This is a genomic window from Pseudonocardia sp. HH130630-07, from assembly GCF_001698125.1.
In the GTDB taxonomy this organism is placed as follows: Bacteria; Actinomycetota; Actinomycetes; order Mycobacteriales; family Pseudonocardiaceae; genus Pseudonocardia.
The window spans coordinates 5,001,455-5,027,782 of sequence record NZ_CP013854.1 but is presented as its reverse complement, the minus strand read 5'-3'; the positions used below and the strand labels follow the sequence as shown (position 1 = coordinate 5,027,782).

The window sequence follows — 26,328 nt, the reverse complement described above, 5'->3', positions numbered from 1 at the left end:
TCCCCCTGTGTGGTCGAGCCGAATGGTTCCCGGGCATTCTCGCCGGTCCGGACCCCGGAGCCCGGGGCGGGGTGTCCTACTGGGGCAGATCGGTCCGCAGGGCGCGGGCCCCGTGCAGGTAGACGTGCCGCATCTCGGCACGCGGCCGCGGCGTCTCGACGTGGGCGAGCAGCCGGAGCACCCGGGGCAGCGCACCCGGCACCGACATCTCGGTGGCGCACATCAGCGGGACGTCGGTCAGGCCCAGCAGCCGGGCCGCGTAGGCCGGGAACTCGGCGGTGAGGTCCGGGGTCGCGGTGAACCAGATCGAGATGATGTCGTCGGAGACCAGCTCGTTGCGTTCCAGCACCGCACCGACCAGCTCGGCCGAGCGGTCGAGGATCTGGGTCCGGTCGTCGGCGTCGACCTGGGTGGCACCCCGCAGCGCACGTACCGCCACTACAGTCCCACCGCCCGGTACAGCGAGCCGACCTCGACCCGATCGAGCGGACGGAGCTTGCCGGGCCGCTGGTTGCCCAGCCGGACCTCGCCGACGGCGGTGCGCACCAGCCGCTGCACCGGGTGCCCGACCTCGGCCAGCATCCGGCGCACGATGTGCTTGCGCCCCTCGTGCAGGATCAGCTGCACGGTCGAACGGCCGGGCACCGAGTCGACGAGCTTGAACGAGTCGACGGTCGCGATGCCGTCCTCCAGCTCGATGCCGTCGCGCAGCCGGCGCCCGAGGTCGCGGGCGATCTTGCCCTCCACCTCGGCCAGGTAGGTCTTGGGCACCTCGTAGGACGGGTGCATCAACCGGTTGCCCAGCTCGCCGTCGTTGGTGAGGAGCAGCAGTCCCTCGGTGTCGGCGTCGAGCCGCCCGACGTGGAACAGGCGCTGCGCCTCCTTCATCAGCTCGACCCGGTCGGCGAGCAGGTCACCGACGCACGGCCGGCCGAGGTCGTCGGACATCGTCGAGTGCAGGCCGACGGGCTTGTTCAGGGCCAGGTAGACCTGGTCGTCACGCAGGGTCACCCGGGCGCCGTCGACGTGCACGACGGCGGTGTCGGGGTCGATCCGGCGGCCCATCTCGCGGACGGTCTCGCCGTCGACGCTGACCCGGCCCTGGGCGATCAGGTTCTCCGCGGCGCGCCGGGACGCGACACCCGCACGGGCCAGCACCTTCTGCAGGCGTACGCCGTCGGGGTCGTGTGCGGTACTCATGTCTATCCGTCCAGGTCGTCGATGGCGTCGATGTCGGGCAGCAGCGGCGCCAGCGGCGGCAGCTCCTGCACCGAGGAGAGCCCGAGCCGCTCGAGGAACAGCTCGGTCGTCCGGAACAGTGTCCCTCCCGTCTGTTCCTCGGTCCCCGCCTCCTCCACCAGACCGCGGGTGAGCAGGGTACGCAGCACGCCGTCGCAGTTCACGCCGCGGACCGCGGAGACCCGTGCGCGGGTCACCGGCTGGCGGTAGGCGACGACGGCGAGGGTCTCCAGCGCGGCCCGGGTCAACCGGGCACGCTGGCCGTCGAGCAGCAGTTTCTCGACGTACGGCGCGTACCGGTCCCGGGTGTAGAGGCGCCAGCCCTCACCGGCCCGGCGCAGGTCGATGCCGCGCCGGTCGGCGGTGAACGCCAGCGACATCCGGTTCAGGGTCTGCCGGACCCGCGACGGCGTCTGGTTCAGGGTGCCGGCGAGCGAGCCCTCGTCGATCGGTGCGTCCACGACGAGCAGCAGCGCCTCCAGCGCCCGCTCCAGCTCGGCGTCCTCGGCGAGGTCGTCGGGATCCGGCTCCTCGGGACCGGCCTCGCCCGGCTCCGGCTCGCTCCCCGCGTCTCCCCCGCCGTCGGCGTGCACGGAACGACCCCCGCCGGGCTCGTACCGTGCCGCTCGATCATCGTCCGGGGCCTCCGGGGCCTCCGGGGCCTCCGGGGCCTCCGGGGCGTCGGCGTCCGGGGCGGGCGGTGGCGTGGGGCGGACGGTGTCCGGGAAGGTCGCGTGCGGGCTGCGGGGCACCGTGCGGCCGATCAGGCGCCGCAGCTCGGACGGGCTCTCCGGGTCGTCGGAACCCGGGCGGTCGTCCGGATCAGTCACCGATGGTCCCGGGCGCCTCGTCGGCCTCGTCCGGGTCCTCGGGGTCCGGATCGTCCTCCGGCGGTCCGGTCTCCGGGTCGCCGGGGCCGGTGCCCTCGTCGGTGCGGTTCCGACGACGCCGGCGCCGGTTCCGCGCCCGCACGGCCTCCTCGGCGGCCGCGGCCTCGTCCTCCAGCGCCGCGGCGTAGGCGACCGGGTCGTCGGCCCGGTCCGCGGTCCAGGTGACCGTCAGGTCCCCGAACGGCTCCGGCTGGTCCAGTGCGACGGACCGCTCCCGGTACAGCTCCAGCAGCGCCATGAACCGGGCGATGACCTCGATCGTCGCGACGCAGTCCGCGGTCAGCTCGGCGAAGCTCGCGACCCCGCGCTGCGCCAGCCACTCCCGCAGCAGCTGGGCGTGCTCGGGGACCGAGACCTGCGCCGCGTGCAGGTGGTCGACCCCCACCTCCTCCGGCGGCCGGGGCCGGAACACCGCGGCCGCGAGCTCGGCGAACGCCTGGGCGTCCACCCCGAGCAGCACCTCGGGCAGCAGGTCGGCGTAGCGGTCCTCGACCGACACCGACCGCGGGAACCGGCGCATCGCGCCGTTCTCGAGCTCGACGAACAGCTCCGCTGCCTGCTTGTACGCCCGGTACTGCAGCAGCCGCGCGAACAGCAGGTCGCGCGCCTCCAGCAGGGCCAGGTCCTCCTCGTCGTCGACCTCGGCGCCGGGCACCAGCCGGGCCGCCTTCAGGTCGAGCAGGGTCGCGGCCACGACCAGGAACTCCGTGGTCTCGTCGAGATCGAAGTCGTCGCCGAGGTCGGCGAGGTGCGCGATGAAGTCGTCGGTGACCTTGTGCAGCGCCATCTCGGTGACGTCGAGCTCGTGCTTGCCGATCAACTGCAGCAGCAGGTCGAACGGGCCCTCGAAGTTCGCCAGCCGGACGGTGAAACGCCGGCTCCGCGGCGAGGCGACGTCACCCGTGCCGAGGGTGTCGGTCGGGCCCGTCGGATCGTCGGCGAGCAGAGTCACCGGGCGATGACCTCGCGGGCGAGCATCCGGTACGCCGCGGCCGCGTGCGAGGCCGGGGCCCACGTGGTGATCGGCTCGCCGGCCACGGTCGTCTCGGGGAACTTGATCGTGCGGTTGATGACGGCGTCGAACACCTTGTCACCGAACGCCTCGACCACCCGGTCGTGCACCTCCTTGGTGTGCAGCGTCCGGGTGTCGAACATGGTGGCGAGCACGCCGAGCAGCCGCAGGTCCGGGTTCAGGCGCTCGGTCACCTTGCCGATCGTGTCCATCAGCAGGGCGACCCCGCGCAGCGAGAAGAACTCGCAGGCCAGCGGGATGAGCACCTCGTCGGCGCAGGCCAGCGCGTTGATCGTCAGCAGCCCGAGCGACGGCTGGCAGTCGATGAGGACGATGTCGTAGTCCGGGAGGAACCGCTTGAGCGCCCGGCCCAGCGCCTGCTCCCGCCCGACCTCGGTGACCAGCTGGACCTCGGCCGCCGACAGGTCGATGTTCGACGGCAGCAGGTCCATGTTCTCGACGCCGGTGTCCTGCAGGACGTCCGACGGGTCGGCGTCCCGCTCCAGCAGCAGGTTGTGCACCGTCGACTCGAGCTGGTGCGGCTGCACACCGAGGCCCACCGACAGCGCGCCCTGCGGGTCGAAGTCGACGAGCAGGACCCGGCGGCCGTACTCGGCCAGCGCGGCACCGAGGTTGATGGTCGACGTCGTCTTGCCGACGCCGCCCTTCTGGTTCGCGACGGCGATCACCCGGGCCGGGCCGTGCACGGCCAGCGGCGCGGGCTCGGGCGCACGGTTGCTGCTGGTACCGGGAGAGCCGGCCGGGGGTTCGGTCGCCGGATCGTCGTGCCGGGCCTGGGATTCCGGTGTCGGGTTCATGCGCTCTCCGGTCTCCTCGTGAGGTCCGTACCAGGTCCGGACCAGCGGCGGCGATCCGGCACCCGCGTCCTAGGAACCGCCCCCACGTGCGGCAACGCGCCCCGCCGTGCACGGCGCGAACTGATGTGCGATCACCCTACCCGCGGCGGGCGGAGGCTCCGCGGCGCCCGGCGCGGCGTGTCGCGGGGCTCAGCCCGCCGGGACGACCGAGACGCTGCCCGCCGAGCTCTTCGCGGTGATGCGGTGGTCGGCGCCCGGCTGGTCCGGGACCTCGACCTGCACCGATCCCGCCGAGGTCTCGGTGGTGACCTCGTAGACCGGACCGACCGGGACCCGGACGTCCACCCCGCCCGCCGACGACTCGGCGGTCACGTCCGGAGCGGCGGCGGCGAACGTCAGGTCCACCCCGCCCGCGGAGGAGTTCGCCGCGACCGGGCCGGGCCCGAGACCCGTCCCCCTGACCGAGCCCGCCGCCGAGCGCAGGTCCTGCTCCCCGGTCAGGCCGCTGACCTCGATCCCGCCCGCGGCCAGCTCGACCCGGGACGACGACGCCGCCGGGACGGTGACGTCCAGGCTCGCCTGGCACTGCTCACCGCCGTCGTCCGGGCAGCGGACGGTGATGCGCAGGACCCCGCCCTCGACCCGGTGCTCGACCTCGGGCCGCGCGTCGCCGGTCCAGCCCAGCTCCTGGGTCACCGAGGCCTGCTCCCCCGCGGTGAGCCGCAGGCCACCGGCGTCGGAGTCGACCTCGACCCGGGTGATCGCGCCGTCGACCCGGTCGGTGACGGTCTCCCGCTGCTCGGTCCCGGAACCGGCGCAACCGGCCATCAGCATCCCCGCCGCCAGCGCGGCCATACACGTTCCGTATCGCATGAGGACCGCAACGTAGCGGTCCGGCGACCCCGGCCCGCGCCGGGGTCCGCCGCTCAGCCCAGGGCGCGCGGGTGCGACGTCGCGTAGACCTCACGCAGGGTGTCGACGGTGACGTGGGTGTACACCTGCGTGGTCGCGACCGAGGCGTGCCCGAGCAGCTCCTGCACCACCCGGACGTCGGCACCGCCGGAGAGCAGGTGGGTCGCGAAGCAGTGCCGCAGGGTGTGCGGGGAGACCGACGCGACCACCGACCGTTCCAGGCCGGAGGCGTCCGCCGCGGCACGCAGCACGTGCCAGGCGCTCTGCCGGGACAGCCGGGCCCCCCGGGCGTTGAGCAGCAGCGCCGGAGATCCGGGCCCGCGACCGGCGAGTGCGGGGCGGGCGCGCACCCGGTAGGCGTCGACCGCGGCCAGCGCGGGGCGCCCGACCGGCACGATCCGCTGCTTGGCGCCCTTGCCGTGCAGCAGGATCGTCCGCGCGTCGACGTCCAGGTCGTCGAGATCGGCGCCGACGACCTCGGAGATCCGGGCGCCGGTCGAGTAGAGCAGTTCCAGCAGGGCCCGGTCGCGCAACCCGGTCGGGCCGTCCGCCACGCACCCCGCGAGCAGCTGGTCGACCTGGTCGACCGACAACGTCGACGGCAGCCGCGAGGGCGCCGACGGCGGGGCCACCGCCGCGGCGACGTCCACCCCGACGATCCCCTCCCGCACCGCGAACCGGTGCAAGCCGCGGACCGCGGCGAGCGCCCGCGCCGCCGACGACGCGGCGAGCGGGCGCTCCCCGGTCCGCAGTGCGGTGACGAACCCGGCGACGTCGGACTCCCGCACCCCGGCCAGGTCGGTGACACCGGTACCGGCCAGGTGTGCGGTGTAGCGGTCGAGATCGAGGCGGTACGAGCGCAGGGTGTTCTGCGCCCGCCCGCGCTCGACGGCGAGGTGGCCGAGGTAGTCGGCGACCACGCGCTCCGCGCCGGGCACCGTCCTCAGCCCCGCAGCGCCGGCACGACCTCGCGCTCGAACAGCTCGATGCCGGACCGGTCGTAGGCCGCCTCGGGGAAGTAGAAGATCCCGTAGCTCATCCCGACGTCCTGCAGCGCGCCGAGCTTCTCGACGATCTGCTCCGGCGTCCCGACCGCGGGCAGCCCGCGGTAGGCGCCCAGCGCACCCTCCGCCTTCTCGGCACCCACCACGGGCTCCAGCCGGGCCTTGAGCTGCTGCAACCGGTCCTCGACCTCGGCCTCGGTGCTGCCGATCGCGACGTTGTAGTTGGCGGACCGGACGATCGCGTCGTAGTCGGTACCGACCTCGGAGCAGTGCCCGGCGAGCACCGAGGACTTGTGCCGGAACCCGTCGAGGCTGCCGTCGAAGTTCGTGTACTGCGCGTACTTCGCGGCGATCTTCAGGGTGACCTTCTCTCCGCCGCCGGCGATCCACAGCGGGATGCCGCCGTCCTGCAGCGGCCGGGGCGCCACGATCGCGTCGTCGACCCGGTAGTGCTTCCCGTCCAGGGTTGCCCGGCCCTCCCGCCACGCCTGCGCGAAGATCTGCACCCCCTCGTCGAGCATCGCCAGGCGCTCGCCCGGGCGCGGGAAGCCGTACCCGTAGGCCCGCCACTCGTGCTCGTACCAGCCGGCGCCGATGCCCATCTCGACCCGCCCCTTGGAGACGATGTCCGTGGTCGCGGCGACCTTCGCGAGGTAGGCGGGGTTGCGGTAGGCCATGCAGGTGCACATCTGGCCGAGCCGCACCCGCTCCGTCGTCGCGGCGAACGCGGCCATCAGGGTCCACGCCTCGTGGCAGGCCTCGTCCGTGGGCTCGGGCACCGTGTGGAAGTGGTCGTAGACCCACACCGACTCCCACACGTCGCCGCGGTCGGCGTGCTCGGCGACGCCGCGCATCACGTCCCACTGCGCCGCCGGGTCGATGCCGACCAGATCGAGCCGCCAGCCCTGGGGAACGAACAGTCCGAATCGCATGGACCGACCCTAGGACGACGACCGCCGGACGGCCCGTCGGCCGCGCCGCGCCCCGGAGCGATAGCGTCGCGGTATGGGAGCGATCGACCACGACGAGCAGGAGGAGGCGGTCCGGGCACTGACCCGCCACCGCACCGACGGACGCCTCTCCGCCGACGCCCTCGCCGACCGGGTGCGCCGGGCGCGGTCCGCCACGAGCCACGCCGAGCTGGCCGAGCTCTTCTCCGACCTGCCGGAACCGCATCCCGGCGGGGCGGTCGCCGGGGCCGGCACCGATCCCGAGGCGACGACCCGGCTCCCGACACCCGCCACCCCGGACCCGACCCTGGCCACACCGGCGGAGACCGACCCGTCCGGGCATCCCGCCGCGGGCCCCTACGGCGACGACACCACGCCGACGGACCACCTCACCCGGCCGGCGCCGGGCCACGAGCCGACGTCCACGGGCGGAGCCGCCCACGGTCCCGGCACGACCGGCGGGGACCGGGATGTCCCCTGGTACGGGGCACCGGGCGCAGCCGGGTACGGCGCGTACGCGGCGGGGCCCGGCTATGGCGGCCCCGGCGGGTACCCGCACTCCGGGTCCGCCGAGGGCGGATACCCCGGCCCCGGGTTCGCCCCGGGAACCGGGCACCAGGGGGCCGGCCACGGTCCCGCCTACCCGCCGCACCCCAGCCCGCCCGTCTACGGGCCGTACGGCGGCGTCGACCCGTACGCGCCGTTCGGCCGGGAGATGTACTCCGGCCGGCCCTACTCCGAGCGGCAGAAGGTCGTCGCCGGGCTGCTGCAGCTGTTCCTGCCGATCGGGATCGGCCGCTTCTACACCGGGCACACCGACCTGGCGATCGCGCAGCTGCTCGTCACGATCGTCACCTTCGGGTTCGGCTTCCTCTGGTCGTTCATCGACGGGATCGTCATCCTCGCCGGGAACCCGACCGATCCCGAGGGCCGTCCGCTCCGACCGTGACCCGGGGGGACGCGGGCGGTGCCGGGGCGGCGGTCAGTCGTCGCCGTCGCGGCGGCGGGCGAAACGCTCCGGCCGGTCCGTCCACTCGACACCGGTCGGCCGGGGCTCGAACTCCCCCGCCAGCACCGAGCGGGCCGTGAGCAGCCCGGCGCAGGTCACGGCGTTGACGATCTCGCCGGTGAACACCATCCCGACGGCCTCGGCCAGCGGGATCCAGCGCAGCTCCAGATCGGCTTCCTCGTCGTCGCCCAGGTCCGGACGCTGCTTCTCGGTGAGGTCGCGGGCCAGGAAGATCCGCACCGACTCGTCGGAGAACCCTGGCGAGGGCACGACGTCGAGCAGGACCGACCAGTCGGCCGCGGACAACCCGGCCTCCTCCGTGAGCTCGCGGTCCGCCGTCACCGCCGGGTCCTCACCGGCCACGTCGAGCAGTCCGGCCGGCAGCTCCCACAGCCGCCGCCGGACGGCGTGCCGGTACTGGTGCAGCATCCGCACCCGGTCCCGCTCGTCGACGGCGACGACCGCGACCGCCCCGGGATGCTCCAGGATCTCGCGGGTGGCGACCCGGCCGCCCGGCATGACCACCCGGTCCGACCGCAGGGCCATCACCCGGCCCGAGTAGATGTCGGTGGCCGACCGGACCGGGAAGTCGTGCTCCCCGGGCCGGATCACCGGGCCACCAGCGGGCGGACGACGGGCTGCGGTACACGGCGGGCGGAGGTCACCGTCGTACCGTAGCGGCCCGTCCGGCGCCGGCCGCCGCACCGCGGCGGTGGCATCCGGGCGACACCGTACGGCGCTCCGGCGGTGCCGCCGCCCGCACCGCTCCGCCGGGCGCGGCCGGGCTGCGGTCAGGCCCCGGCCGGTGTCCCGGTCGGCTCCGCACCGTTCGCGCTGGCGACCTCCTCGGCCACCGGCCCGTCGGCCCCGTCGGTGCTCTGCGTCCCGTCCCGGCCCGGGAGCTGCACGGGCAGCCGCTCCTCGGCCCGGTAGCGCAGCGCCGCCTTCACGAACGCGGCGAACAACGGGTGCGGCCGGGTCGGGCGGCTCTTGAGCTCCGGGTGCGCCTGGGTCCCGACGAAGAACGGGTGCTCGGAGGCCGGCAGCTCCACGAACTCGACGAGCGAGCCGTCCGGCGAGGTCCCGAACACCAGGCCGGCGTCGGCCAGCTGCTGCCGGTAGTCGTTGCTGACCTCGAACCGGTGCCGGTGCCGCTCGGAGATCTCCCTGGTCCCGTACGCGGCCGCCGCGACCGATCCGGCCGCGAGGACGGCCGGGTAGGCCCCCAGGCGCATGGTGCCGCCCATGTCGCGCTCCCCGGCGACGACGTCGCGCTGGGTCGCCATCGTCGAGACGACCGGGTGCGCGGTGTCGGGGTCGAACTCCGAGGAGCTGGCCCCCTCCAGCCCGGCCACGGAGCGCGCCGTCTCGATCACCATGCACTGCAGCCCGAGGCAGAGCCCGAGCGTCGGGATCTTCCGGGTCCGGGCGTGGGTGATCGCGCCGAGCTTGCCCTCGATGCCGCGGATCCCGAACCCGCCGGGGATCAGGACGGCGTCGACCCCGTCGAGTGCCTCGGCCGCTCCGGCGGGCGTCTCGCAGCTGTCGGACGGGACCCAGCGGATCGCCACCTTCGCGTGGTGGGCGAACCCGCCGGCACGCAGCGCCTCGGTCACCGAGAGGTAGGCGTCGGGCAGGTCGACGTACTTCCCGACCAGCGCGATCGTCGCGGTCTCCTGGGGGTGGTGGACCCGGTCGAGCAGGTCGCCCCAGACCGTCCAGTCGACGTCGCGGAACGGCAGCCCGAGCCGGCGGACCACGTAGGCGTCGAGTCCCTCGCCGTGCAGCACCTTCGGGATGTCGTAGATCGACGGGGCGTCGGCACAGGCACCGACGCCGTCGAGCTCGATGTCGCACATCAGCGAGATCTTGCGCTTCATCGCGTCCGGGATCGCCCGGTCGGCACGCAGGACGAGCGCGTCGGGCTGGATGCCGATGTTGCGCAGCGCCGCGACGGAGTGCTGGGTCGGCTTGGTCTTCAGCTCACCGGACGGCGCGAGGTAGGGCACCAGCGAGACGTGCAGGAAGAAGCAGTTGTCCCGCCCGACCTCGTGCCGGACCTGCCGAGCGGCCTCCACGAACGGCAGCGACTCGATGTCGCCGATCGTGCCGCCGACCTCGGTGATGACGACGTCGGGGGCGATGCCCTCGGCGTCGGGCTCGGCCATCGCGAGGACGCGGTCCTTGATCTCGTTCGTGATGTGCGGGATGACCTGCACGGTGTCGCCGAGGTACTCGCCGCGGCGCTCCTTGGCGATGACCTCGGAGTACACCTGCCCGGTGGTCACGTTGGCCCGGCCCTGCAGGTCACGGTCGAGGAAGCGCTCGTAGTGACCGATGTCGAGATCGGTCTCCGCCCCGTCCTCGGTGACGAACACCTCGCCGTGCTGGAACGGGTTCATCGTCCCGGGATCGACGTTCAGGTACGGGTCGAGCTTCTGCATCGTGACGCGGAGGCCGCGGGCCGTGAGCAACTGGCCCAGGCTCGACGCGGTGAGTCCCTTGCCCAGTGAGGAGGCAACCCCACCGGTGACGAACAGATGACGGGTGGCGCGAGTCTGCACGGAGCTTCAGCCTACCGACCGGATTCAGAGGGTGGGAACCGGGCCGGTCGCACCGTCACCCGATCCGTACTGGCCGGTCCGCCCGTCGCGGCGTTCGGCCAGCGCGAGCACGGTGGCGACCCGCCCCGCTGCGGTGCCGACGCCGTCGACCGTGGACAGGGTGACCGGTGCTCCGGTGCCGGACGGAGCGACGCCGGAGCGGGTGACGCCGACCGCGGACGCCGGTGACGCGTCCCGTCCCGCGAGCACGGACGGGGCCCGGCGGTCGAGCTCCGCCGCCAGCCCGGCCGCGGTCCCGGCCGAGCCCGTCGCGTCGACCCCGCCGTACCCGCCGCCGGTGACGACGACGGCCAGCCGGCCGGCGGTCACGGACCCCGTGGAGGGCTCCGCGAACCCGCCACCGGCGAGGCCGGCCAGCACCCCGGCCGCCTGCTGCGGGTCCGGCGCGGGCCGCTCGGCCGGGGCGAGCAACGCCGCCCCGAGGAGTCCACCGGCGAGCGTGCCCGGATCCGACGACGGCGGCAGCTGGGCCCCCGCCGGGAGGAGCCGGGCCGACAGGTCGCGCAGCTGGTCGGCCCGGGCCGGGTCGGTCACGGCGGGGGTCAGTACGACCTCACCGGCGACGGTGCCGCCGGCGGTGGTCACGAGCTCCGCGACCGCACGGGTGTCGGCCGGGTCGGCGCCGAGCGCGACGACGGTGACCGGAACGCCGTCGAGACGGCCCCGGACCACGCCGGGGGCGATCCGGGCCGCGAACTCGTCACCGGCGCGCTGCCGCGCGGCGAGCTCGTCACGCTCGGCGGCCGTCCGGTCGAGCTCCCCGGTGTCGCCCGGAGCCGACATGACCGCGGCGACCCGCTGCGGGACCCCCACCGTCGCGACGGCGACGCCTGCGGCCAGCGCCAGCACGAAGACGGCGACCAGCGCGATCCGGTGGTAGCGCCGGGAGATCACGCCGGGAACCAGGACCGTACGGTCTCGACCAGCCCGCGCAGCCACTCCAGCGCCGCCGGTCCCGCGCCCGACACGAGCACCGCGACCACCACGGCGACGACGGCCGCCGCCACCAGCAGCAGCAGCGGGGCGAACGCGGTCCGGCCCCGGTACATCTGGGCGATCATCGTGCCGTCGACGACGGTGCCCCCGGCCTGCAACCGGGTCAGGAAGGTCGACGCGTTGCTGCCCGAGCGGCCGCGGTCGAGGAACTCCCCCATCGACGCGGACAGCCCCACCGTGACGATCATGCTCGCGCCGTGGTGGTGCGCCAGGAGCAGCGCGAGATCCTCCGGGTTGGCCATCGACGGGAACGTCACCGCGCTGGCGCCCAGGTCCTGCACGCGGTGCAGGCCGGGTGCGTGCCCGTCCGGGAAGGCCGGCACCACCACGTCGGCGCCGCTGGTCAGCGCCTGGTTCGAGACCTCCGACGGGTCGGCCACGATGAGGTCGGGCCGGTACTTCGCCGCGACGAGCGCGTCCGCGCCGGCACCGACCCCGACGAGCACCGGGCGGTACTCCTTGACGTAGGCCCGGAGCCGCTTGAGCACGTCCGCGTGGTCGAACCCGGCGGCGACGACGAGCACCGGCCGCCCGTCGAGCACGACGTCGACGTCCGGCACGCCGTGCCCGTCGAGGAGCAGCGAGCGCTCGCGACGCATGAACTCGATGGTGTTCGCGGCGAACGCCTCGAGCTGGTGGGTGAGACCTTGCTTGGCCTCGTCGAGCGCGTCCGCGACCGTGTCCTCGGTCTGCGTCCGCCCCTCGCCGAGCGGCTGTTCGCCGGAGTACAGGACGCCGTCGTGCAGCCGGACCCGGTTCCCCTCCTTGACCGCGCGCATGATCTCGGCGCCGCAGTCGTCGACCAGCGGGATACCCGCCTCGACCAGCACCTGCGGGCCGAGGTTGGGGAACCGGCCGGAGATCGACGGTGCCGCGTTGACGACCGCCGCCACCCGCGCGGTCACGAGGGCGTCGGCGGTGGCGCGGTCGAGATCGACCTCGTCGAGGACGACGACGTCCCCCGGCCGCAGGCGGCGCAGCAGGGACTCGGTGCGGCGGTCGGTGCGGACCGGGCCGGCCAGGCCGGGCAGCTCCGGTCGCGAACGGTGCAGCAGGCCGGACAGCTTCATGGGGCGCACTGTCGCACCCCGGAGCACCGGTCCGCCGCAGGCACGCCGCAGTCGGTCGCGGTGTCACCACGCAGAGTGGCCGTTCAGCCCGCCTTGGCGACCTTGCCCCGGCGGGCAGGGCCGCGCCCGCTCCCGGACCGGGCGGCCCCCGCGCGCCGCGACCGCGCCTGGGCCAGGTCGGCCGGACGCAGGGCCGCCCGATCGGCCTCGCGATGGGTCGTGGCGGCGTCCCGCAGCTCCTCCGCGTGCGCCCGCCCGGTGTCGGTGTCGTCCATCCCGGCGAGCATCCGCGCCAGCTCCTGGGTGCGCTCCTCCTCCGACAACCGGCGGACGCTGGAGCGCGTCACGCCCTCCCCGGACGCCTTCTGCACCACCAGGTGGCGGTCGGCGTACGCCGCGACCTGCGGCAGGTGGGTCACGACGATGACCTGGTGCCGGGCGGCGAGCCGGGCCAGCCGGCGGCCGATCTCGACCGCGGCCCGACCGCCGACCCCGGCGTCGACCTCGTCGAACACCATCGTCGGCACCGGGTCGGCGCCGGCGAGCGCCACCTCCAGGGCCAGCATCACCCGGGACAGCTCGCCGCCCGAGGCGCCCTTGTGCAACGGCCGCGATGGCGCGCCGTGGTGCGGCACCAGCCGGATCTCGACCTCGTCGACACCACTGGTACCCGCGTGGCAGCCGCGGCCGCCGACCGTCAGCGCGGGGCCGCCGTCGCCCGCGGGCCGGAGTGCCACGCCGACCTGCAGCCGGGCGTCGGCCATGGCGAGCCCGGCGAGCTCGGCGGTGGTGGCCTCGGCCAGCCGGCCGGCCGCCTCGGTCCGGGCCGCGGTGATCTCGGCGGCGTGTCCGGCGAGCTCGGCGGCGAGCTCGTCGCGCCGGGCGGCGAGCGCGGCCAGCGCCTCGTCGGAGGTGTCGAGCCCGGCGAGCCGGTCCCGGGCCGAGGCCGCCCAGTCGAGCACACCGTCGGTGTCCGCGGCGTACTTGCGGGTGAGCGACTTCAGCTCGGCCTGCCGGGCGAGGACCTGGGACAGGCGTTCCGGGTCGTCGTCGAGCCGGTCCAGGTAGACGGACAGCTCGGCCGCGGCGTCGGCGAGGACGGCGACGGCGTCGGCCAGCCGCGGCCCGAGGTCGGCGAGCTCGGGATCGCCGCTGCCCTCGGCGAGCCCCTTCGCCCGGCCGGCCAGGCCGACCGCTCCGGGCAGCTCCCCGTCGTCCGAGCCGGACAGCGCGGCGTGCGCTCCCTCGGCGGCGGCGCGCAGGTCGTCCGCCTCGACCATCCGGCGGGCCTGCTCGACGAGCTCGCGGTCCTCCCCCGGCTGCGGGTCGACCGCCTCGATCTCGGCCAGCCCGTGCCGCAGCAGATCGGCCTCCTGGGCGAGCCGGCGCGCGTTGTCCCGGCGCTCGGCCAGCTCGGCGACGACATCGAGCCACGCCGACCGCACCGACCGGTAGGCGGCCAGGGGCGTGGCCACCGGGTCGCCGGCGAACCGGTCGAGCAGGGCCCGCTGGTCGGCGCCCCGCAGCAGCCGGAGCTGGTCGTTCTGCCCGTGCACCGCGAGCTGTGCCTCGGCCAGCCGGCCCAGCACGCCGTTCGGGACGGACCGGCCACCCAGGTGTGCCCGGGACCTGCCGTCGGCCGACACGGTGCGGGCGGCGATGAGGGTCCCGTCGTCGTCCGCATCGGCGCTCACCTCGTCGGCCAGCTCCAGGGCCGCCGGTGAGGCCGCGAACCGCCCTTCGACGACGGCCCGCTTCGCCCCCGCCGACACCCGGGACGCCTCGGCCCGGCCACCGCCCAACAGGTTCAGCCCGGTCACGACCATGGTCTTCCCGGCCCCCGTCTCGCCGGTCAGCACGGTCAGGCCCGGGTCGAGTTCCAGGGTCGCGTCGTCGATCACACCGAGGCCCTGGATCCGCATCTCGGACAACATGGGGCGACCATACGTTCGAACCCCGACGGGGAACACCGTCGACACGCGCCGGATCCGAACGGGTGTTCGTGCGGTCGTCCCGTTGCGCCGAACGGTCGATCAGGCGTTCGAACTCCGGCCGCGCCAGCTGCGCACCGGGAGATCGAACTTGCGCACCAACCGGTCGGCGAACGGTTGTGCGGCGAGCCGGATCATCCGGACCGGCTCCGTCGCACGTCGCAGCTCCACCCGGGCGCCGGGCGGCACCGAGACGGTGCGCCGGCCGTCGCAGTCGAGCACCGCGGAGGGGCCGTCGGCCGAGACCTCGATCGCCACCGCGCTGTCCGGCGCGATCACCATCGGCCGGGCGAACAACGCGTGTGCGTTGCTCGGGACGACCAGCAGTGCCTGCACCTGCGGCCAGATCAGCGGTCCACCCGCGGAGAAGGCGTACGCGGTGGAACCGGTCGGCGTGGAGCAGAGCACCCCGTCGCAGCCGAACGAGGACACCGGCCGGCCGTCGACCTCCAGCACGACCTCGAGGATCCGGCCGCGGGTGGTCTTCTCGACGACGGCCTCGTTGAGTGCCCAGGTCCGGCCCAGCACCGTGCCATTCGACCGGACGAGCGCCTCCAGTGTGGTGCGTTCCTCCACCTCGTAGGCGCCCGCCGCGAGCTTCTGCAACGCCTCGTCGAGGGTGTCCTCCTCGGCCTCGGCGAGGAACCCGACGTGCCCGAGGTTGACCCCGAGCAGCGGCACACCCGCCGGCCGGGCCAGATCGGCGGCGCGCAGCAGGGTGCCGTCGCCACCGAGCACGAGCACCGCCTCCGCACCGCGGGCGCACTCCGGGGTCCCGGGGACGAGCCGCGGCGCGAACTCGGCGGGCAGGTCCGGCCCGAGCTCGGCCCACTCGTCGGCGAGCACCCGGGTGTGCAGGCCCAGCCGCCCGAGCTCGCTCATGACGTACAACGCCGTCCGGCGGGTGGCCGGGCGACCGGTGTGCAGGACGAGCAGGATCTCCCTCATGCCGGGCCGTTCGCGACCGCGGCGGCCAGCAGGGCCTCCGGATCGGGTCCGGCGGGCTCGTCGGCCCCGGCCGGTCGACGCAGGTGCAGGAAGTACTCGACGTTGCCGGACGGCCCGGGCAGCGGGCTCGCCGTGGCGTCGAGCAGGTGCAGCCCCAGTGCGGCGGCGGCGTCGGCGACCTCGCGCAGCGCCTCGGTGCGCAGCGCGGCGCTCCGCACCACCCCGCCCGATCCGAGGCGCTGCTTGCCCACCTCGAACTGCGGCTTCACCATCGGCAGCAGGTCACCACCGGGCGCGGTGCAGGCGAGCAGCGCCGGGAGGACCGTGCGCAGCGAGATGAACGACAGGTCGGCGACGGTGAGGTCGACCGGCCCGCCGATCGCGTCCGGCTCCAGCGAGCGCACGTTGGTGCGGTCGTGGACGGCGACCCGCTCGTCGGACTGCAGCCGCCAGACCAGCTGGCCGTACCCGACGTCGACCGCGACCACCCGCCGGGCGCCCCGGCCGAGCAGGACGTCGGTGAACCCCCCGGTGGAGGCTCCGGCATCGAGACAGCGGCGGCCGGCCGGGTCGACGCCGGTGAAGGCCTCCAGCGCGCCGACCAGCTTCCGGGCGCCGCGCGACGCCCATTCGGGCTCGCCGTCGTCGCCGGGGCGGACGACGACCGGTGCGTCCCGGTCGACGACCGTCGCGGCCTTCGCCGCCGGCATGCCGTTGACCGAGACCCGGCCCGCGGCGATGAGCTCCGCGGCCTGGCCCCGGGAGCGGGCGAGCTTGCGCCGGACGAGTTCGGAGTCCAGCCGGGAGCGGACGGGAGCCACCTCAGTCCCGCTCCGACCCGGCGGTGAGCGCCCGGCCCAGCGCGGCGTGCACCCGCTCGAACGCGACCGGGTGCTCGGCGACCGGGCGGTCGGCGAGCTCGTCGAGACCTGCCAGGGCGTCCTCGACGTCGGTACGCAGGTCGGCGACCGGCCGGGGTCCGGGCGGTCGCGGGTCACCCGGGCGCGGGCCGGGCGTGGGGACGGTCATCGATGATCTCCGGGGACGGGGTTCTCGCCGCCACGGTAGCCGAACCCGCCGACGGCGGTGGGCGTTCCCACCCGGCCGGCCACGGACGTCCGCACGCTGCCGGACACGGGCGTTCCCGCGCCGCCGCCCATGGACTCCCGCGTCCGGCCGGCGGCCGGTGTACACACCCCGTCGGCCACGGGCGTCCGCATCCCACCGGCGACCGGTGTCCGCGCAGCACGGCTGCGGGCCGGAGCCGCCCCGCGGGCGGACCGGCGCGGCGGAGCGGCGCCACGCGTCACCGGACCAGACCCAGCTCCCGCAGTGCTGCGGCGGCGGGATCGCCCTCGGCGGTGACCCGGTCCGTGCCGTGCTGCCAGGCCGCCGCACACAGCGTGCGCAGCGCGTCCAGCGACGGCTCGGCGCCGGCTCCCGACCCGGACAGCACCAGACCGTCGGCACCGGGCGTCGCCCGCCAGCCCGGCCGGGGCTCCGGTGTGAGTTCCGCGGGATCCCGGGCGAGCGCGGCCAGATCGGCCCCGATGTAGGTCGGGCGCAGGTCCGGTGGGGCGGCGAGCAGGTCCGGAGCCTGGCTGACCCCGGTCAGGACCAGCAACGACGGCTCACCGAGCGCGTGCGCGCCGGCGATGTCGGTGTCCAGACGGTCGCCGAGCACCAGCGGGCGGCGGGCGGACCCCTGCCCCTCGCGGAGCAGTCGCGCACCGGGTTTCCCGGCGACGGCCGGCTCCACCCCGGTCGCGTTCCGCACGACCTGGACCATCGACCCGTTCCCGGGCAGCGCCCCGCGATCTGTCGGCAGGGTCAGGTCCACGTTGGTCGCCACCCAGACGGCACCGGCCCGCACGGCGACGACGGCCTCGGTCAGCTGCCGCCAGCCCGTGTCGGGCGAGTGCCCCTGGATCACCGCGTCGGCGCCCGCGGCCGTGCCGACGACGACCAGGCCCTGCGCCCGGACCTCCTCGGCCAGCGCCTCGGTCCCGAGGACGAGCACGGACGCCCCGGCGGGCACCCGCTCGGCGAGCAGGGCCGCTCCGGCCTGGGCGCTGGTGCGGACGTCCGCGGTGCGGACCGGGAAGCCGAGCTCCGCGAGATGCTCCGCGACGTCGGCCGGGCTGCGGGAGGCGTTGTTGGTGACGTACGCGGTCGGCACCCCCCGCTGCGCGGCGTCACGAACGGCGGCGACCGCACCGGGGACCACCACGGGTCCCCGGTACAGCGTGCCGTCGAGATCGGCCAGCAGGATGTCGTGCCGGGCCAGGAGGTCCTCGGTCACGCCCGGTCCGCTCCGCCGGAGCCGTCCGGGGAGTCCCCGGGGTCCGTGCCCGAGGGTCCGGCGTCCGGGTCCGTCGTCCGGGCGGTCCCCGGGGTGTCGGGCCCCTGGCCGGTGTGGAGCTGTTCGGCGTCCGGCCGGTCGGCCGGGGCCGGGGGCTCACCTGCCGCGTCGCCACCCGCGTCCGCCGGGGCGTCGTCGACCGTCGGCACCGTGGGGGCGTCGTCGGTCGTGTCCTCGGTCGCGTCCTCGGGATCGAGGGTGCCGAGCGGCCCGCCGGTACCGCTCACCGGCTCCTCGTCGGGCGCGGGGCGTGCCGCACCGTCGGCGGTCCGGTCCCGGTCGGGGTACGCGACCTGGTCGGCCGGGACGTCCTCGTACCCGATCGACAGGTCGTCGTCGGCCGTGCCGGGGAGCTCGTCACCGGTCAGCTCGGCGATCCGGGCGCCCGCGTCGGTCAGCCCGTCGGTGTCGGCGTCGTGTGCGTGGACGAACCACTGGACGGCTTCGGACTCGCGACCGGCGGCCAGCAGGTTGTCGGCGTAGGCGTAGAACAGCCGGGCGCTCCACGGGTCACGCCGGGCCGCGTCCAGCTCGGACACCTGCAGTCCCACGACGGCCGCGCCGAACTCACCGAGGTCGCGCCGGGCGCCTGCGGCCACGATCAGCAGCTCGATGCGCTCCTCGGCACCCAGGTCACGTGCCTCGGGACTCCGCGCGAGGTCGATGGCCCGCTCCGGACGACCGAGGGCACGCTCGATGTCGGCCATCACGTGGACATGGCCGGGGCCGCCACCCATCCGCCGCGCGGCCCGGAACTCACCGAGCGCCTCGTTCCACTCCCCCGCGTGGTAGGCGACGATCCCCGCCGCCTCCCGGACCACGGCGATCCGCGACGCCCGCCGGCGCGCGTAGCGCGCGTGCTCCAGGGCGAGCTCCGGGTCGTCGTCGACCAGTACCCCGGCCGCGACCAGGTGCCGGGCGACGGTCTCCGCGGTCTCCTTCTGCAGCCCGCGCAGGTCGCGCCGGACGTCACCGTCGAGGTCCGACGCCGAGATGGAGTCCGGCAGCTCCGGCCCGTCGATGTGCGGGCGGTCGACGGTGTCCGCACCCCGGTCCGGACGGCCGGCACGGTCCCGGCGGTCGTCACGTCCGCCCCGTCGCTCGTCGCGGCCGCCACGGCGGTCCTCACGTCCCCCGCGGTGCCCGTCGCGCGCGCCCCCGCGGTCGTCACGTCCGCCGCGGTAGGCGTCGCGCCCATCCTGGCGATCGTCACGGCGCCCGCCCCCGTGATCGTCGCCCCCCGGACGGCGGCGGTCGTCGCGCTCGGACGCCCCGCGGCGGTCCTGCAGCTCGGAGACCGTGCGGTCGTCGCCGGACGGCTCCTCCCGCTGCTGTGCCGCCGGCACGTCGCCGGGGGCAGGGTCGTGCGTGTCGTCGCTGCCCGCACCGGGCCGATCGATGACCGGTGTGGACACGGAATCCGTGACGAGGTCCGCCCCGGAGCCCGCCGGGGACGCCTCCGTTCCGCGCCCGTCCGGCAGGAACGGGGTGTCCGCCCCGGTCCCGGCCTCGGACGGGCGGTCCGTGATGGCCCCGTCCGGGACCTCCCGCCCACTGTCGGGCTGCTGCACCCCGGCCGCGGTGCGTTCGTCACGCTCACGCGGGGAACGCCGGTCGCGGTCGTCCCGTCCGCGGGACTGGTACCCGGAACGGTCGTCGCGTTCCCGGGACGTGCGCGCCGGCCGGTCGTCGCGCCCGCGGGCCGGACGGCCGGCGCGATCGTCACGTCCTGCGGACGAACGGCCGCCACGGTCGTCCCCGCCCCGGAAGCCACCTCCCCGATGGTCGTCGCGATCGCCGGAAGGGCGTCCCGGGCGGTCGTCACGGTCTCGGTAGGGACGAGCCCCACGGTCGCCGTCCCGATCGCGGAACGAGCGCCCGCCACGGTCGTCACGGTCGCGGGCCGGACGGCCGCCACGGTCGTCGCGATCACGGAAGGGACGGCCGCCACGGTCCTCGCCGTCACGGAACGGACGGTCGCGACGATCATCCCGATCACGGAACGGACGGCTCCCGCGATCCGCGGGAGCCCGGTCCCGGCGGTCGCCGCCGTCCGCGCGCCCGGGGCGGCCCCGGAACGAGCGGTCGCCACGGTCCTCGCCTCGCTGGGCCGGCCGACCGCCGCGATCATCACGGCCCCGCGCGGAGTACCCGCCACGGTCGTCGCGATCGCGGCGGGGCCGGGACGGGCGGTCGTCGGTGGACCGGGTCCCGCGGCGCTCCTCGTCACGACCGCTCCGGTCGTCGCGGCCCCGGAAGGTCCGCTCGCCCCGTCCCGCTGCCTCCCGGTCCCGGTACGGCCGCCCGTCCCGGTCCCCGTATCCGGAGCCGCGGCCGTCGTCGTCCCGACGGGGGCTCCGCCCACGATCGTCGAACGAGCGTTGCCCGGAGGGACGCCCGCGATCCTCGTCGCGCCCACGGCCACCGCGGTACCGATCGCCATCGGGTGCGCCACGCCGGTCCCGGGACGGGCGGTCGTCCCGACCACGACCGGCGCCCTCACGCCGGTCGGAGAAGGACCCGCGACCCGAACCGTGGTCCCGGTCCTCGCGACCATGATCGCCGTGCCGGTTGTCGCGAGCGCCCCGATCGCTTCCGTCGGGACGGCCGCGGTCGCGCCGGTCGCGATCCCCGCGCTCGGGCCGGCCGCCTGCCGGACGCCGGTCGTCCCGGGATCCACGGTCGTCGCCGGACCGCCACGAGCCGCCCGACCTCCGGTCATCGCCTCCGCGACCACCCCGGTCCCGGCCCGGCCCGTCGTCCCGCTGCCGGCCGTCCCCGCTCCGGGACCAGCCCGCACCGGTTCGCGGGCCACCGCGTCCCCGGTCGGACCTCCGGTTGTCCTCGCCTCCCCGGCCGTTGCCGGGACGATCCCCGTCCGTCACGTGGTCAGGGTACAAAGGAACACCGTCGCTTCCGCGGTCGACGACCGCACCGGGCGAGCCGAGCCGGACCACCGGTACGACCGCACACACGAAAGAAAGGGGAGCCCGCCCGGTCTCTTACACCGCAACGGACTCCCCTTCCTGAAATTGAATGTCGGCGGCGACCTACTCTCCCACACCCTGACGAGTGCAGTACCATCGGCGCAGGAAGGCTTAGCTACCGGGTTCGGAATGGGACCGGGCGTTCCCCTACCGCCATAACCACCGACAACACTATCAACTTATCCCCCACCACCCCCGACACGCGCACAGCGCGAACAAGGGTGTGGGAGCCGTGAACACACAAACAATGGTTGTGGACTCAGGGTCACACAGTGGATGCGAACAACATGTTGTGGCAAGCCCTCGGCCTATTAGTACCGGTCAACTCCACCCCTCACAAGGCTTCCATCTCCGGCCTATCAACCCAGTCATCTACTGGGAGCCTTACCCACTCAAGGTGGTGGGAGACCTCATCTTGGAACAGGCTTCCCGCTTAGATGCCTTCAGCGGTTATCCCTCCCGAACATAGCCAACCAGCCGTGCCCCTGGCGGGACAACTGGCACACCAGAGGTTCGTCCGTCCCGGTCCTCTCGTACTAGGGACAGCCTTCCTCAAGTCTCCAACGCGCGCGGCGGATAGGGACCGAACTGTCTCACGACGTTCTAAACCCAGCTCGCGTACCGCTTTAATGGGCGAACAGCCCAACCCTTGGGACCTACTCCAGCCCCAGGATGCGACGAGCCGACATCGAGGTGCCAAACCATGCCGTCGATATGGACTCTTGGGCAAGATCAGCCTGTTATCCCCGGGGTACCTTTTATCCGTTGAGCGACACCCCTTCCACCAGGAGGTGCCGGATCACTAGTCCCGACTTTCGTCCCTGCTCGACCCGTCAGTCTCACAGTCAAGCTCCCTTGTGCACTTACACTCAACACCTGATTGCCAACCAGGCTGAGGGAACCTTTGGGCGCCTCCGTTACTCTTTAGGAGGCAACCGCCCCAGTTAAACTACCCACCAGGCACTGTCCCTGAACCAGATCATGGCCCGAGGTTAAGACACCCAATTCGACCAGAGTGGTATTTCAACAACGACTCCACACCCACTAGCGTGAACGCTTCACAGTCTCCCACCTATCCTACACAAGCCGAACCGAGCACCAATACCAAGCTATAGTAAAGGTCCCGGGGTCTTTCCGTCCTGCCGCGCGTAACGAGCATCTTTACTCGTAATGCAATTTCGCCGAGTCTGTGGTCGAGACAGCGCCCAAGTCGTTACGCCATTCGTGCAGGTCGGAACTTACCCGACAAGGAATTTCGCTACCTTAGGATGGTTATAGTTACCACCGCCGTTTACTGGCGCTTAAATTCTCCGCTTCGCCCCCGAAGGGACTAACAGGTCCTCTTAACGTTCCAGCACCGGGCAGGCGTCAGTCCGTATACATCGTCTTGCGACTTCGCACGGACCTGTGTTTTTAGTAAACAGTCGCTTGGGCCTGGTCTCTGCGACCACCCACCGCTCCACCAGCACATGGCTTCACGACAGATGGCCCCCCTTCTCCCGAAGTTACGGGGGCATTTTGCCGAATTCCTTAACCACAGTTCGCTCGATCGCCTCGGTATTCTCTACCTGACCACCTGTGTCGGTTTGGGGTACGGGCCGCAACAGCACTCGCTAGAGGCTTTTCTCGACAGCATGGGATCACTCACTTCGCCTCAATCGGCTACGCGTCACCTCTCACCCTTCACGATCCTCCGGATTTACCTAGAAGACCAGGCTACAGGCTTACACCACGACAACCACCGCGTGGCGGAGCTACCCTCCTGCGTCACCCCATCACTTGCCTACTACCGGATCGGATCCCACGCTCCCCCACAAACACAGCTCCCGAAGGAACCGAGGTAGGTTCGGATGGTTAGCATCACCGGCCTCAGCATGGACGCACTATCACGAGCACGGGAATATCAACCCGTTGTCCATCGACTACGCCTGACGGCCTCGCCTTAGGTCCCGGCTCACCCTGGGCGGAACAACCTGGCCCAGGAACCCTTGGTCATCCGGCGGAAGAGATTCTCACTCTTCATTCGCTACTCATGCCTGCATTCTCACTCCCACACCCTCCACCCGTAAATCACTCCCGGGCTTCACCAGATGCAGGACGCTCCCCTACCCAACAACACACTCAAGTGTCATTGCCACGGCTTCGGCGGTGCGCTTGAGCCCCGCTACATTGTCGGCGCAGGACCACTTGACCAGTGAGCTATTACGCACTCTTTCAAGGGTGGCTGCTTCTAAGCCAACCTCCTGGTTGTCTCTGCGATCCCACATCCTTTCCCACTTAGCGCACACTTAGGGGCCTTAGCCGGTGATCTGGGCTGTTTCCCTCTCGACCACGAAGCTTATCCCCCGCAGTCTCACTGCCGCGCTCTCACTCACCGGCATTCGGAGTTTGGCTAACTTCAGTAAGCTTGTAGGCCCCCTAGGCCATCCAGTGCTCTACCTCCGGCGAGAAACACACGACGCTGCACCTAAATGCATTTCGGGGAGAACCAGCTATCACGAAGTTTGATTGGCCTTTCACCCCTACCCACAGCTCATCCCCCAGGTTTTCAACCCTGGTGGGTTCGGGCCTCCACGACGTCTTACCGACGCTTCACCCTGGCCATGGGTAGATCACTCCGCTTCGGGTCTACACCCCGCGACTCCACCGCCCTATTCGGACTCGCTTTCGCTACGGCTACCCCACAACGGGTTAACCTCGCCACGAAGCATAACTCGCAGGCTCATTCTTCAAAAGGCACGCCATCACCCTGCAGTACAAGACCACTTCAGGCTCTGACGGCTTGTAAGCACACGGTTTCAAGTACTATTTCACTCCCCTCCCGGGGTACTTTTCACCTTTCCCTCACGGTACTAGTCCGCTATCGGTCATCAGGTAGTATTTAGGCTTGACGGGTGGTCCCGCCAGATTCACAGCAAATTCCACGAGCTCGCTGCTACTCGAGAACAATGCCCACAACCACAACTGCATTTTCGCGTACGGGGCTCTCACCCACTACGGCCGACCATCCCAGAATCGTTCCGCTAACACAGTCATCAATTGTCCCACCCTCGGCAGAAGATGAACGACACGCCTCACAACCCCGCACCCGCAACACCTGCCGGCTTGACACGGACACGGTTTAGCCTCTTCCGCTTTCGCTCGCCACTACTCACGGAATCACTATTGTTTTCTCTTCCTGTGGGTACTGAGATGTTTCACTTCCCCACGTTCCCTCCACGCACCCTATGAATTCAGGTACGGGTAACACCCCATGACGGGTGCTGGGTTTCCCCATTCGGACACCCTCGGATCACAGTTCGGTTGACAACTCCCCGAGGACTATCGCGGTCTCCCACGTCCTTCATCGGCTCCTGATGCCTAGGTATCCACCATGTGCTCTTAACAACTTGACCACAACAAGATGCTCGCATCCACTATGCAACACTCAACCCACAACCACACAAGACCAGAAGCAACCACCACCCCCACCAAGGAAGGCGTTAGGACAACCCCCGACCAACGCGGCCAGAGAACACCCGCCAACAGCGGTGTCTTCTCAGGACCCAACAGTGTGTCGAACCACAAGCCTGACGCCCATTGCGTTCCACCCAGTCACACCCGACCCACATCCGGGGCCGACAGCATGATTTCAGTTAAGGAACCAACACATCTCAGAAGAAACAGTTGGCGCCCCACCACATGGTGGGACTCCTTAGAAAGGAGGTGATCCAGCCGCACCTTCCGGTACGGCTACCTTGTTACGACTTCGTCCCAATCGCCAGTCCCACCTTAGACGACTCCCTCCACAAGGGTTGGGCCGCCGGCTTCGGGTGTTACCAACTTTCGTGACGTGACGGGCGGTGTGTACAAGGCCCGGGAACGTATTCACCGCAGCATTGCTGATCTGCGATTACTAGCGACTCCAACTTCACGGGGTCGAGTTGCAGACCCCGATCCGAACTGAGACTCACTTTAAGGGATTCGCTCCACCTCACGGTCTCGCAGCCCTCTGTATGAGCCATTGTAGCATGTGTGAAGCCCTGGACATAAGGGGCATGATGACTTGACGTCATCCCCACCTTCCTCCGAGTTGACCCCGGCAGTCTCCCATGAGTCCCCACCATTACGTGCTGGCAACATGGAACAAGGGTTGCGCTCGTTGCGGGACTTAACCCAACATCTCACGACACGAGCTGACGACAGCCATGCACCACCTGCACACAGGCCACAAGGGAAACGACATCTCTGCCGCGGTCCTGTGCATGTCAAACCCAGGTAAGGTTCTTCGCGTTGCATCGAATTAATCCACATGCTCCGCCGCTTGTGCGGGCCCCCGTCAATTCCTTTGAGTTTTAGCCTTGCGGCCGTACTCCCCAGGCGGGGCGCTTAATGCGTTAGCTGCGGCACAGAAACCGTGGAATGGTCCCCACACCTAGCGCCCAACGTTTACGGCGTGGACTACCAGGGTATCTAATCCTGTTCGCTCCCCACGCTTTCGCTCCTCAGCGTCAGTATCGGCCCAGAGACCCGCCTTCGCCACCGGTGTTCCTCCTGATATCTGCGCATTTCACCGCTACACCAGGAATTCCAGTCTCCCCTGCCGAACTCAAGTGATGCCCGTATCGACCGCACGCTCAGAGTTAAGCCCCAAGTTTTCACGGCCGACGCGACACACCGCCTACGAGCTCTTTACGCCCAATAATTCCGGACAACGCTCGCACCCTACGTGTTACCGCGGCTGCTGGCACGTAGTTGGCCGGTGCTTCTTCTCCAGGTACCGTCACCGAAGCTTCGTCCCTGGCGAAAGAGGTTTACAACCCGAAGGCCGTCATCCCCCACGCGGCGTCGCTGCGTCAGGCTTCCGCCCATTGCGCAATATTCCCCACTGCTGCCTCCCGTAGGAGTCTGGGCCGTGTCTCAGTCCCAGTGTGGCCGGTCGCCCTCTCAGGCCGGCTACCCGTCACCGCCTTGGTAGGCCATCACCCCACCAACAAGCTGATAGGCCGCGGGCCCATCCCCCACCGAAAAAACTTTCCACCACCCAACATGCGTTGAGAGGTCCTATCCGGTATTAGACCCAGTTTCCCGGGCTTATCCCAGAGTGGAGGGCAGGTCACCCACGTGTTACTCACCCGTTCGCCGCTCGTGTACCCCGAAGGGCCTTACCGCTCGACTTGCATGTGTTAAGCACGCCGCCAGCGTTCGTCCTGAGCCAGGATCAAACTCTCCAACAAAAACCCTGACTTGCAAACAACCGGCAAACCCGGCACGACGGGGTCGCACCGAGTTCAACCAAACAAACAATCTGGCACAAAAACGCCAAACCATAATATAGCTCGACACACTGTTGAGTTCTCAAAAGACACCTGCACTCGGGGGTCGAACCTTTCGGCCGTCGCCCCGGGGCGTCTGAGTTGCTCCTGCTCGGAGGCAACTTTCTTATGCTACTTGGTCCGAAGCTCAGGGTCAACCCTAGCTTCGGGCGTCACGATCATCATCGAAATGCTGATCAGAGACTGTCGCCCGCGGTGGCT

General features: G+C 71.6%; 18 protein-coding genes, 3 rRNA genes and 1 pseudogene. 1 reads left to right on the top strand and 21 read right to left on the bottom strand.

Going from position 1 to position 26,328, the window contains the following annotated elements:
* Positions 1-76: 76 nt before the first annotated feature.
* The 8 genes and pseudogenes from aroH to AFB00_RS23835 form a co-directional block, all read right to left on the bottom strand.
* Positions 77-439: a chorismate mutase gene (aroH, locus tag AFB00_RS23870; RefSeq protein WP_068799054.1), complete on the bottom strand. Its 363-nt coding sequence runs from the start codon at positions 437-439 to the stop codon at positions 77-79.
* Positions 439-1,200 carry a pseudouridine synthase gene (locus tag AFB00_RS23865; RefSeq protein ID WP_068799053.1) on the bottom strand — a complete coding sequence of 254 codons (762 nt, stop codon included), beginning with the start codon at positions 1,198-1,200 and terminating at the stop codon, positions 439-441. The genes aroH and AFB00_RS23865 overlap by 1 nt, the downstream gene beginning before the upstream one ends.
* 2 nt (positions 1,201-1,202) lie before the next feature.
* Positions 1,203-2,069, bottom strand: a complete 867-nt coding sequence (gene scpB, locus AFB00_RS23860; protein WP_231974049.1) for an SMC-Scp complex subunit ScpB — start codon at positions 2,067-2,069, stop codon at positions 1,203-1,205.
* Between the two features lie 145 nt (positions 2,070-2,214).
* A pseudogene (locus AFB00_RS23855) lies at positions 2,215-3,081 on the bottom strand (segregation and condensation protein A); the annotation flags it as partial.
* Positions 3,078-3,959: a ParA family protein gene (locus tag AFB00_RS23850; protein ID WP_068799052.1), complete on the bottom strand. Its 882-nt coding sequence runs from the start codon at positions 3,957-3,959 to the stop codon at positions 3,078-3,080. The pseudogene AFB00_RS23855 and the gene AFB00_RS23850, both read right to left, overlap by 4 nt.
* Positions 3,960-4,148: 189 nt before the next feature.
* Positions 4,149-4,814 (bottom strand): DUF4097 family beta strand repeat-containing protein, encoded by a 666-nt coding sequence (locus tag AFB00_RS23845; protein WP_068799051.1) that lies wholly within the window; start codon positions 4,812-4,814, stop codon positions 4,149-4,151.
* 71 nt (positions 4,815-4,885) lie between these two features.
* The gene (locus AFB00_RS23840) at positions 4,886-5,791 is read right to left on the bottom strand and encodes a tyrosine recombinase (RefSeq protein ID WP_197519640.1); all 906 of its coding nucleotides are present in this window, start codon (positions 5,789-5,791) and stop codon (positions 4,886-4,888) included.
* 23 nt (positions 5,792-5,814) lie between these two features.
* The gene (locus tag AFB00_RS23835) at positions 5,815-6,807 is read right to left on the bottom strand and encodes an LLM class F420-dependent oxidoreductase (RefSeq protein ID WP_068799050.1); all 993 of its coding nucleotides are present in this window, start codon (positions 6,805-6,807) and stop codon (positions 5,815-5,817) included.
* 73 nt (positions 6,808-6,880) lie between these two features.
* On the opposite strand from AFB00_RS23835, the gene AFB00_RS32315 reads away from it, so the two are divergent.
* Positions 6,881-7,774 carry an NINE protein gene (locus AFB00_RS32315; RefSeq protein ID WP_083275786.1) on the top strand — a complete coding sequence of 298 codons (894 nt, stop codon included), beginning with the start codon at positions 6,881-6,883 and terminating at the stop codon, positions 7,772-7,774.
* Positions 7,775-7,807: 33 nt separating this feature from the next.
* On the opposite strand, the gene AFB00_RS23825 is transcribed toward AFB00_RS32315, so the two are convergent.
* The 13 genes from AFB00_RS23825 to AFB00_RS23765 form a co-directional block, all read right to left on the bottom strand.
* Positions 7,808-8,446, bottom strand: coding sequence for an NUDIX domain-containing protein (locus AFB00_RS23825; RefSeq protein ID WP_068799049.1), 639 nt, complete (start codon positions 8,444-8,446; stop codon positions 7,808-7,810).
* A gap of 179 nt (positions 8,447-8,625) precedes the next feature.
* On the bottom strand, positions 8,626-10,398 hold the full coding sequence (locus AFB00_RS23820; RefSeq protein WP_068799048.1) for a CTP synthase: 1,773 nt from the start codon (positions 10,396-10,398) through the stop codon (positions 8,626-8,628).
* Positions 10,399-10,422: 24 nt separating this feature from the next.
* On the bottom strand, positions 10,423-11,352 hold the full coding sequence (locus tag AFB00_RS23815) for a copper transporter (RefSeq protein WP_068799047.1): 930 nt from the start codon (positions 11,350-11,352) through the stop codon (positions 10,423-10,425).
* Positions 11,349-12,524 (bottom strand): putative cytokinetic ring protein SteA, encoded by a 1,176-nt coding sequence (gene steA / locus AFB00_RS23810; protein WP_068799046.1) that lies wholly within the window; start codon positions 12,522-12,524, stop codon positions 11,349-11,351. Before steA ends, AFB00_RS23815 begins: the two co-directional genes overlap by 4 nt.
* A gap of 83 nt (positions 12,525-12,607) precedes the next feature.
* Entirely contained in the window at positions 12,608-14,458 is a 1,851-nt protein-coding gene (gene recN, locus AFB00_RS23805) for a DNA repair protein RecN (RefSeq protein WP_068799045.1), read from the bottom strand.
* 99 nt (positions 14,459-14,557) lie between these two features.
* Entirely contained in the window at positions 14,558-15,463 is a 906-nt protein-coding gene (locus tag AFB00_RS23800; protein WP_068799044.1) for an NAD kinase, read from the bottom strand.
* A complete protein-coding gene (locus AFB00_RS23795) occupies positions 15,460-16,284 on the bottom strand; it encodes a TlyA family RNA methyltransferase (protein ID WP_068799043.1) in 825 nt (274 codons plus the stop codon). The genes AFB00_RS23800 and AFB00_RS23795 overlap by 4 nt, the downstream gene beginning before the upstream one ends.
* A 1-nt stretch (position 16,285) precedes the next feature.
* Positions 16,286-16,492, bottom strand: a complete 207-nt coding sequence (locus AFB00_RS23790) for a hypothetical protein (protein ID WP_068799042.1) — start codon at positions 16,490-16,492, stop codon at positions 16,286-16,288.
* A 277-nt stretch (positions 16,493-16,769) separates the two neighbouring features.
* Entirely contained in the window at positions 16,770-17,765 is a 996-nt protein-coding gene (locus AFB00_RS23785) for an HAD hydrolase-like protein (RefSeq protein WP_068799041.1), read from the bottom strand.
* The gene (locus AFB00_RS33550) at positions 17,762-19,396 is read right to left on the bottom strand and encodes a tetratricopeptide repeat protein (RefSeq protein WP_156819706.1); all 1,635 of its coding nucleotides are present in this window, start codon (positions 19,394-19,396) and stop codon (positions 17,762-17,764) included. Before AFB00_RS33550 ends, AFB00_RS23785 begins: the two co-directional genes overlap by 4 nt.
* Before the next feature lie 1,466 nt (positions 19,397-20,862).
* Positions 20,863-20,979, bottom strand: a 5S ribosomal RNA gene (rrf, locus tag AFB00_RS23775).
* 124 nt (positions 20,980-21,103) lie between these two features.
* Positions 21,104-24,207, bottom strand: a 23S ribosomal RNA gene (locus AFB00_RS23770).
* A gap of 303 nt (positions 24,208-24,510) precedes the next feature.
* A 16S ribosomal RNA gene (locus AFB00_RS23765) occupies positions 24,511-26,028 on the bottom strand.
* Together the 16S, 23S and 5S rRNA genes form the textbook arrangement of a ribosomal RNA operon.
* Positions 26,029-26,328: the final 300 nt, after the last annotated feature.

Coding starts and splice junctions, on each gene's coding strand:
- AFB00_RS23845 (WP_068799051.1), bottom strand. CDS start 4,814: ATGGCCGCGCTGGCGGCGGGGATGCTGATGGCCGGTTGCGCCGGTTCC.
- recN (WP_068799045.1), bottom strand. CDS start 14,458: ATGTTGTCCGAGATGCGGATCCAGGGCCTCGGTGTGATCGACGACGCG.
- AFB00_RS23850 (WP_068799052.1), bottom strand. CDS start 3,959: ATGAACCCGACACCGGAATCCCAGGCCCGGCACGACGATCCGGCGACC.
- AFB00_RS23800 (WP_068799044.1), bottom strand. CDS start 15,463: ATGAGGGAGATCCTGCTCGTCCTGCACACCGGTCGCCCGGCCACCCGC.
- steA (WP_068799046.1), bottom strand. CDS start 12,524: ATGAAGCTGTCCGGCCTGCTGCACCGTTCGCGACCGGAGCTGCCCGGC.
- AFB00_RS23865 (WP_068799053.1), bottom strand. CDS start 1,200: ATGAGTACCGCACACGACCCCGACGGCGTACGCCTGCAGAAGGTGCTG.
- AFB00_RS23790 (WP_068799042.1), bottom strand. CDS start 16,492: ATGACCGTCCCCACGCCCGGCCCGCGCCCGGGTGACCCGCGACCGCCC.
- AFB00_RS32315 (WP_083275786.1), top strand. CDS start 6,881: ATGGGAGCGATCGACCACGACGAGCAGGAGGAGGCGGTCCGGGCACTG.
- AFB00_RS23835 (WP_068799050.1), bottom strand. CDS start 6,807: ATGCGATTCGGACTGTTCGTTCCCCAGGGCTGGCGGCTCGATCTGGTC.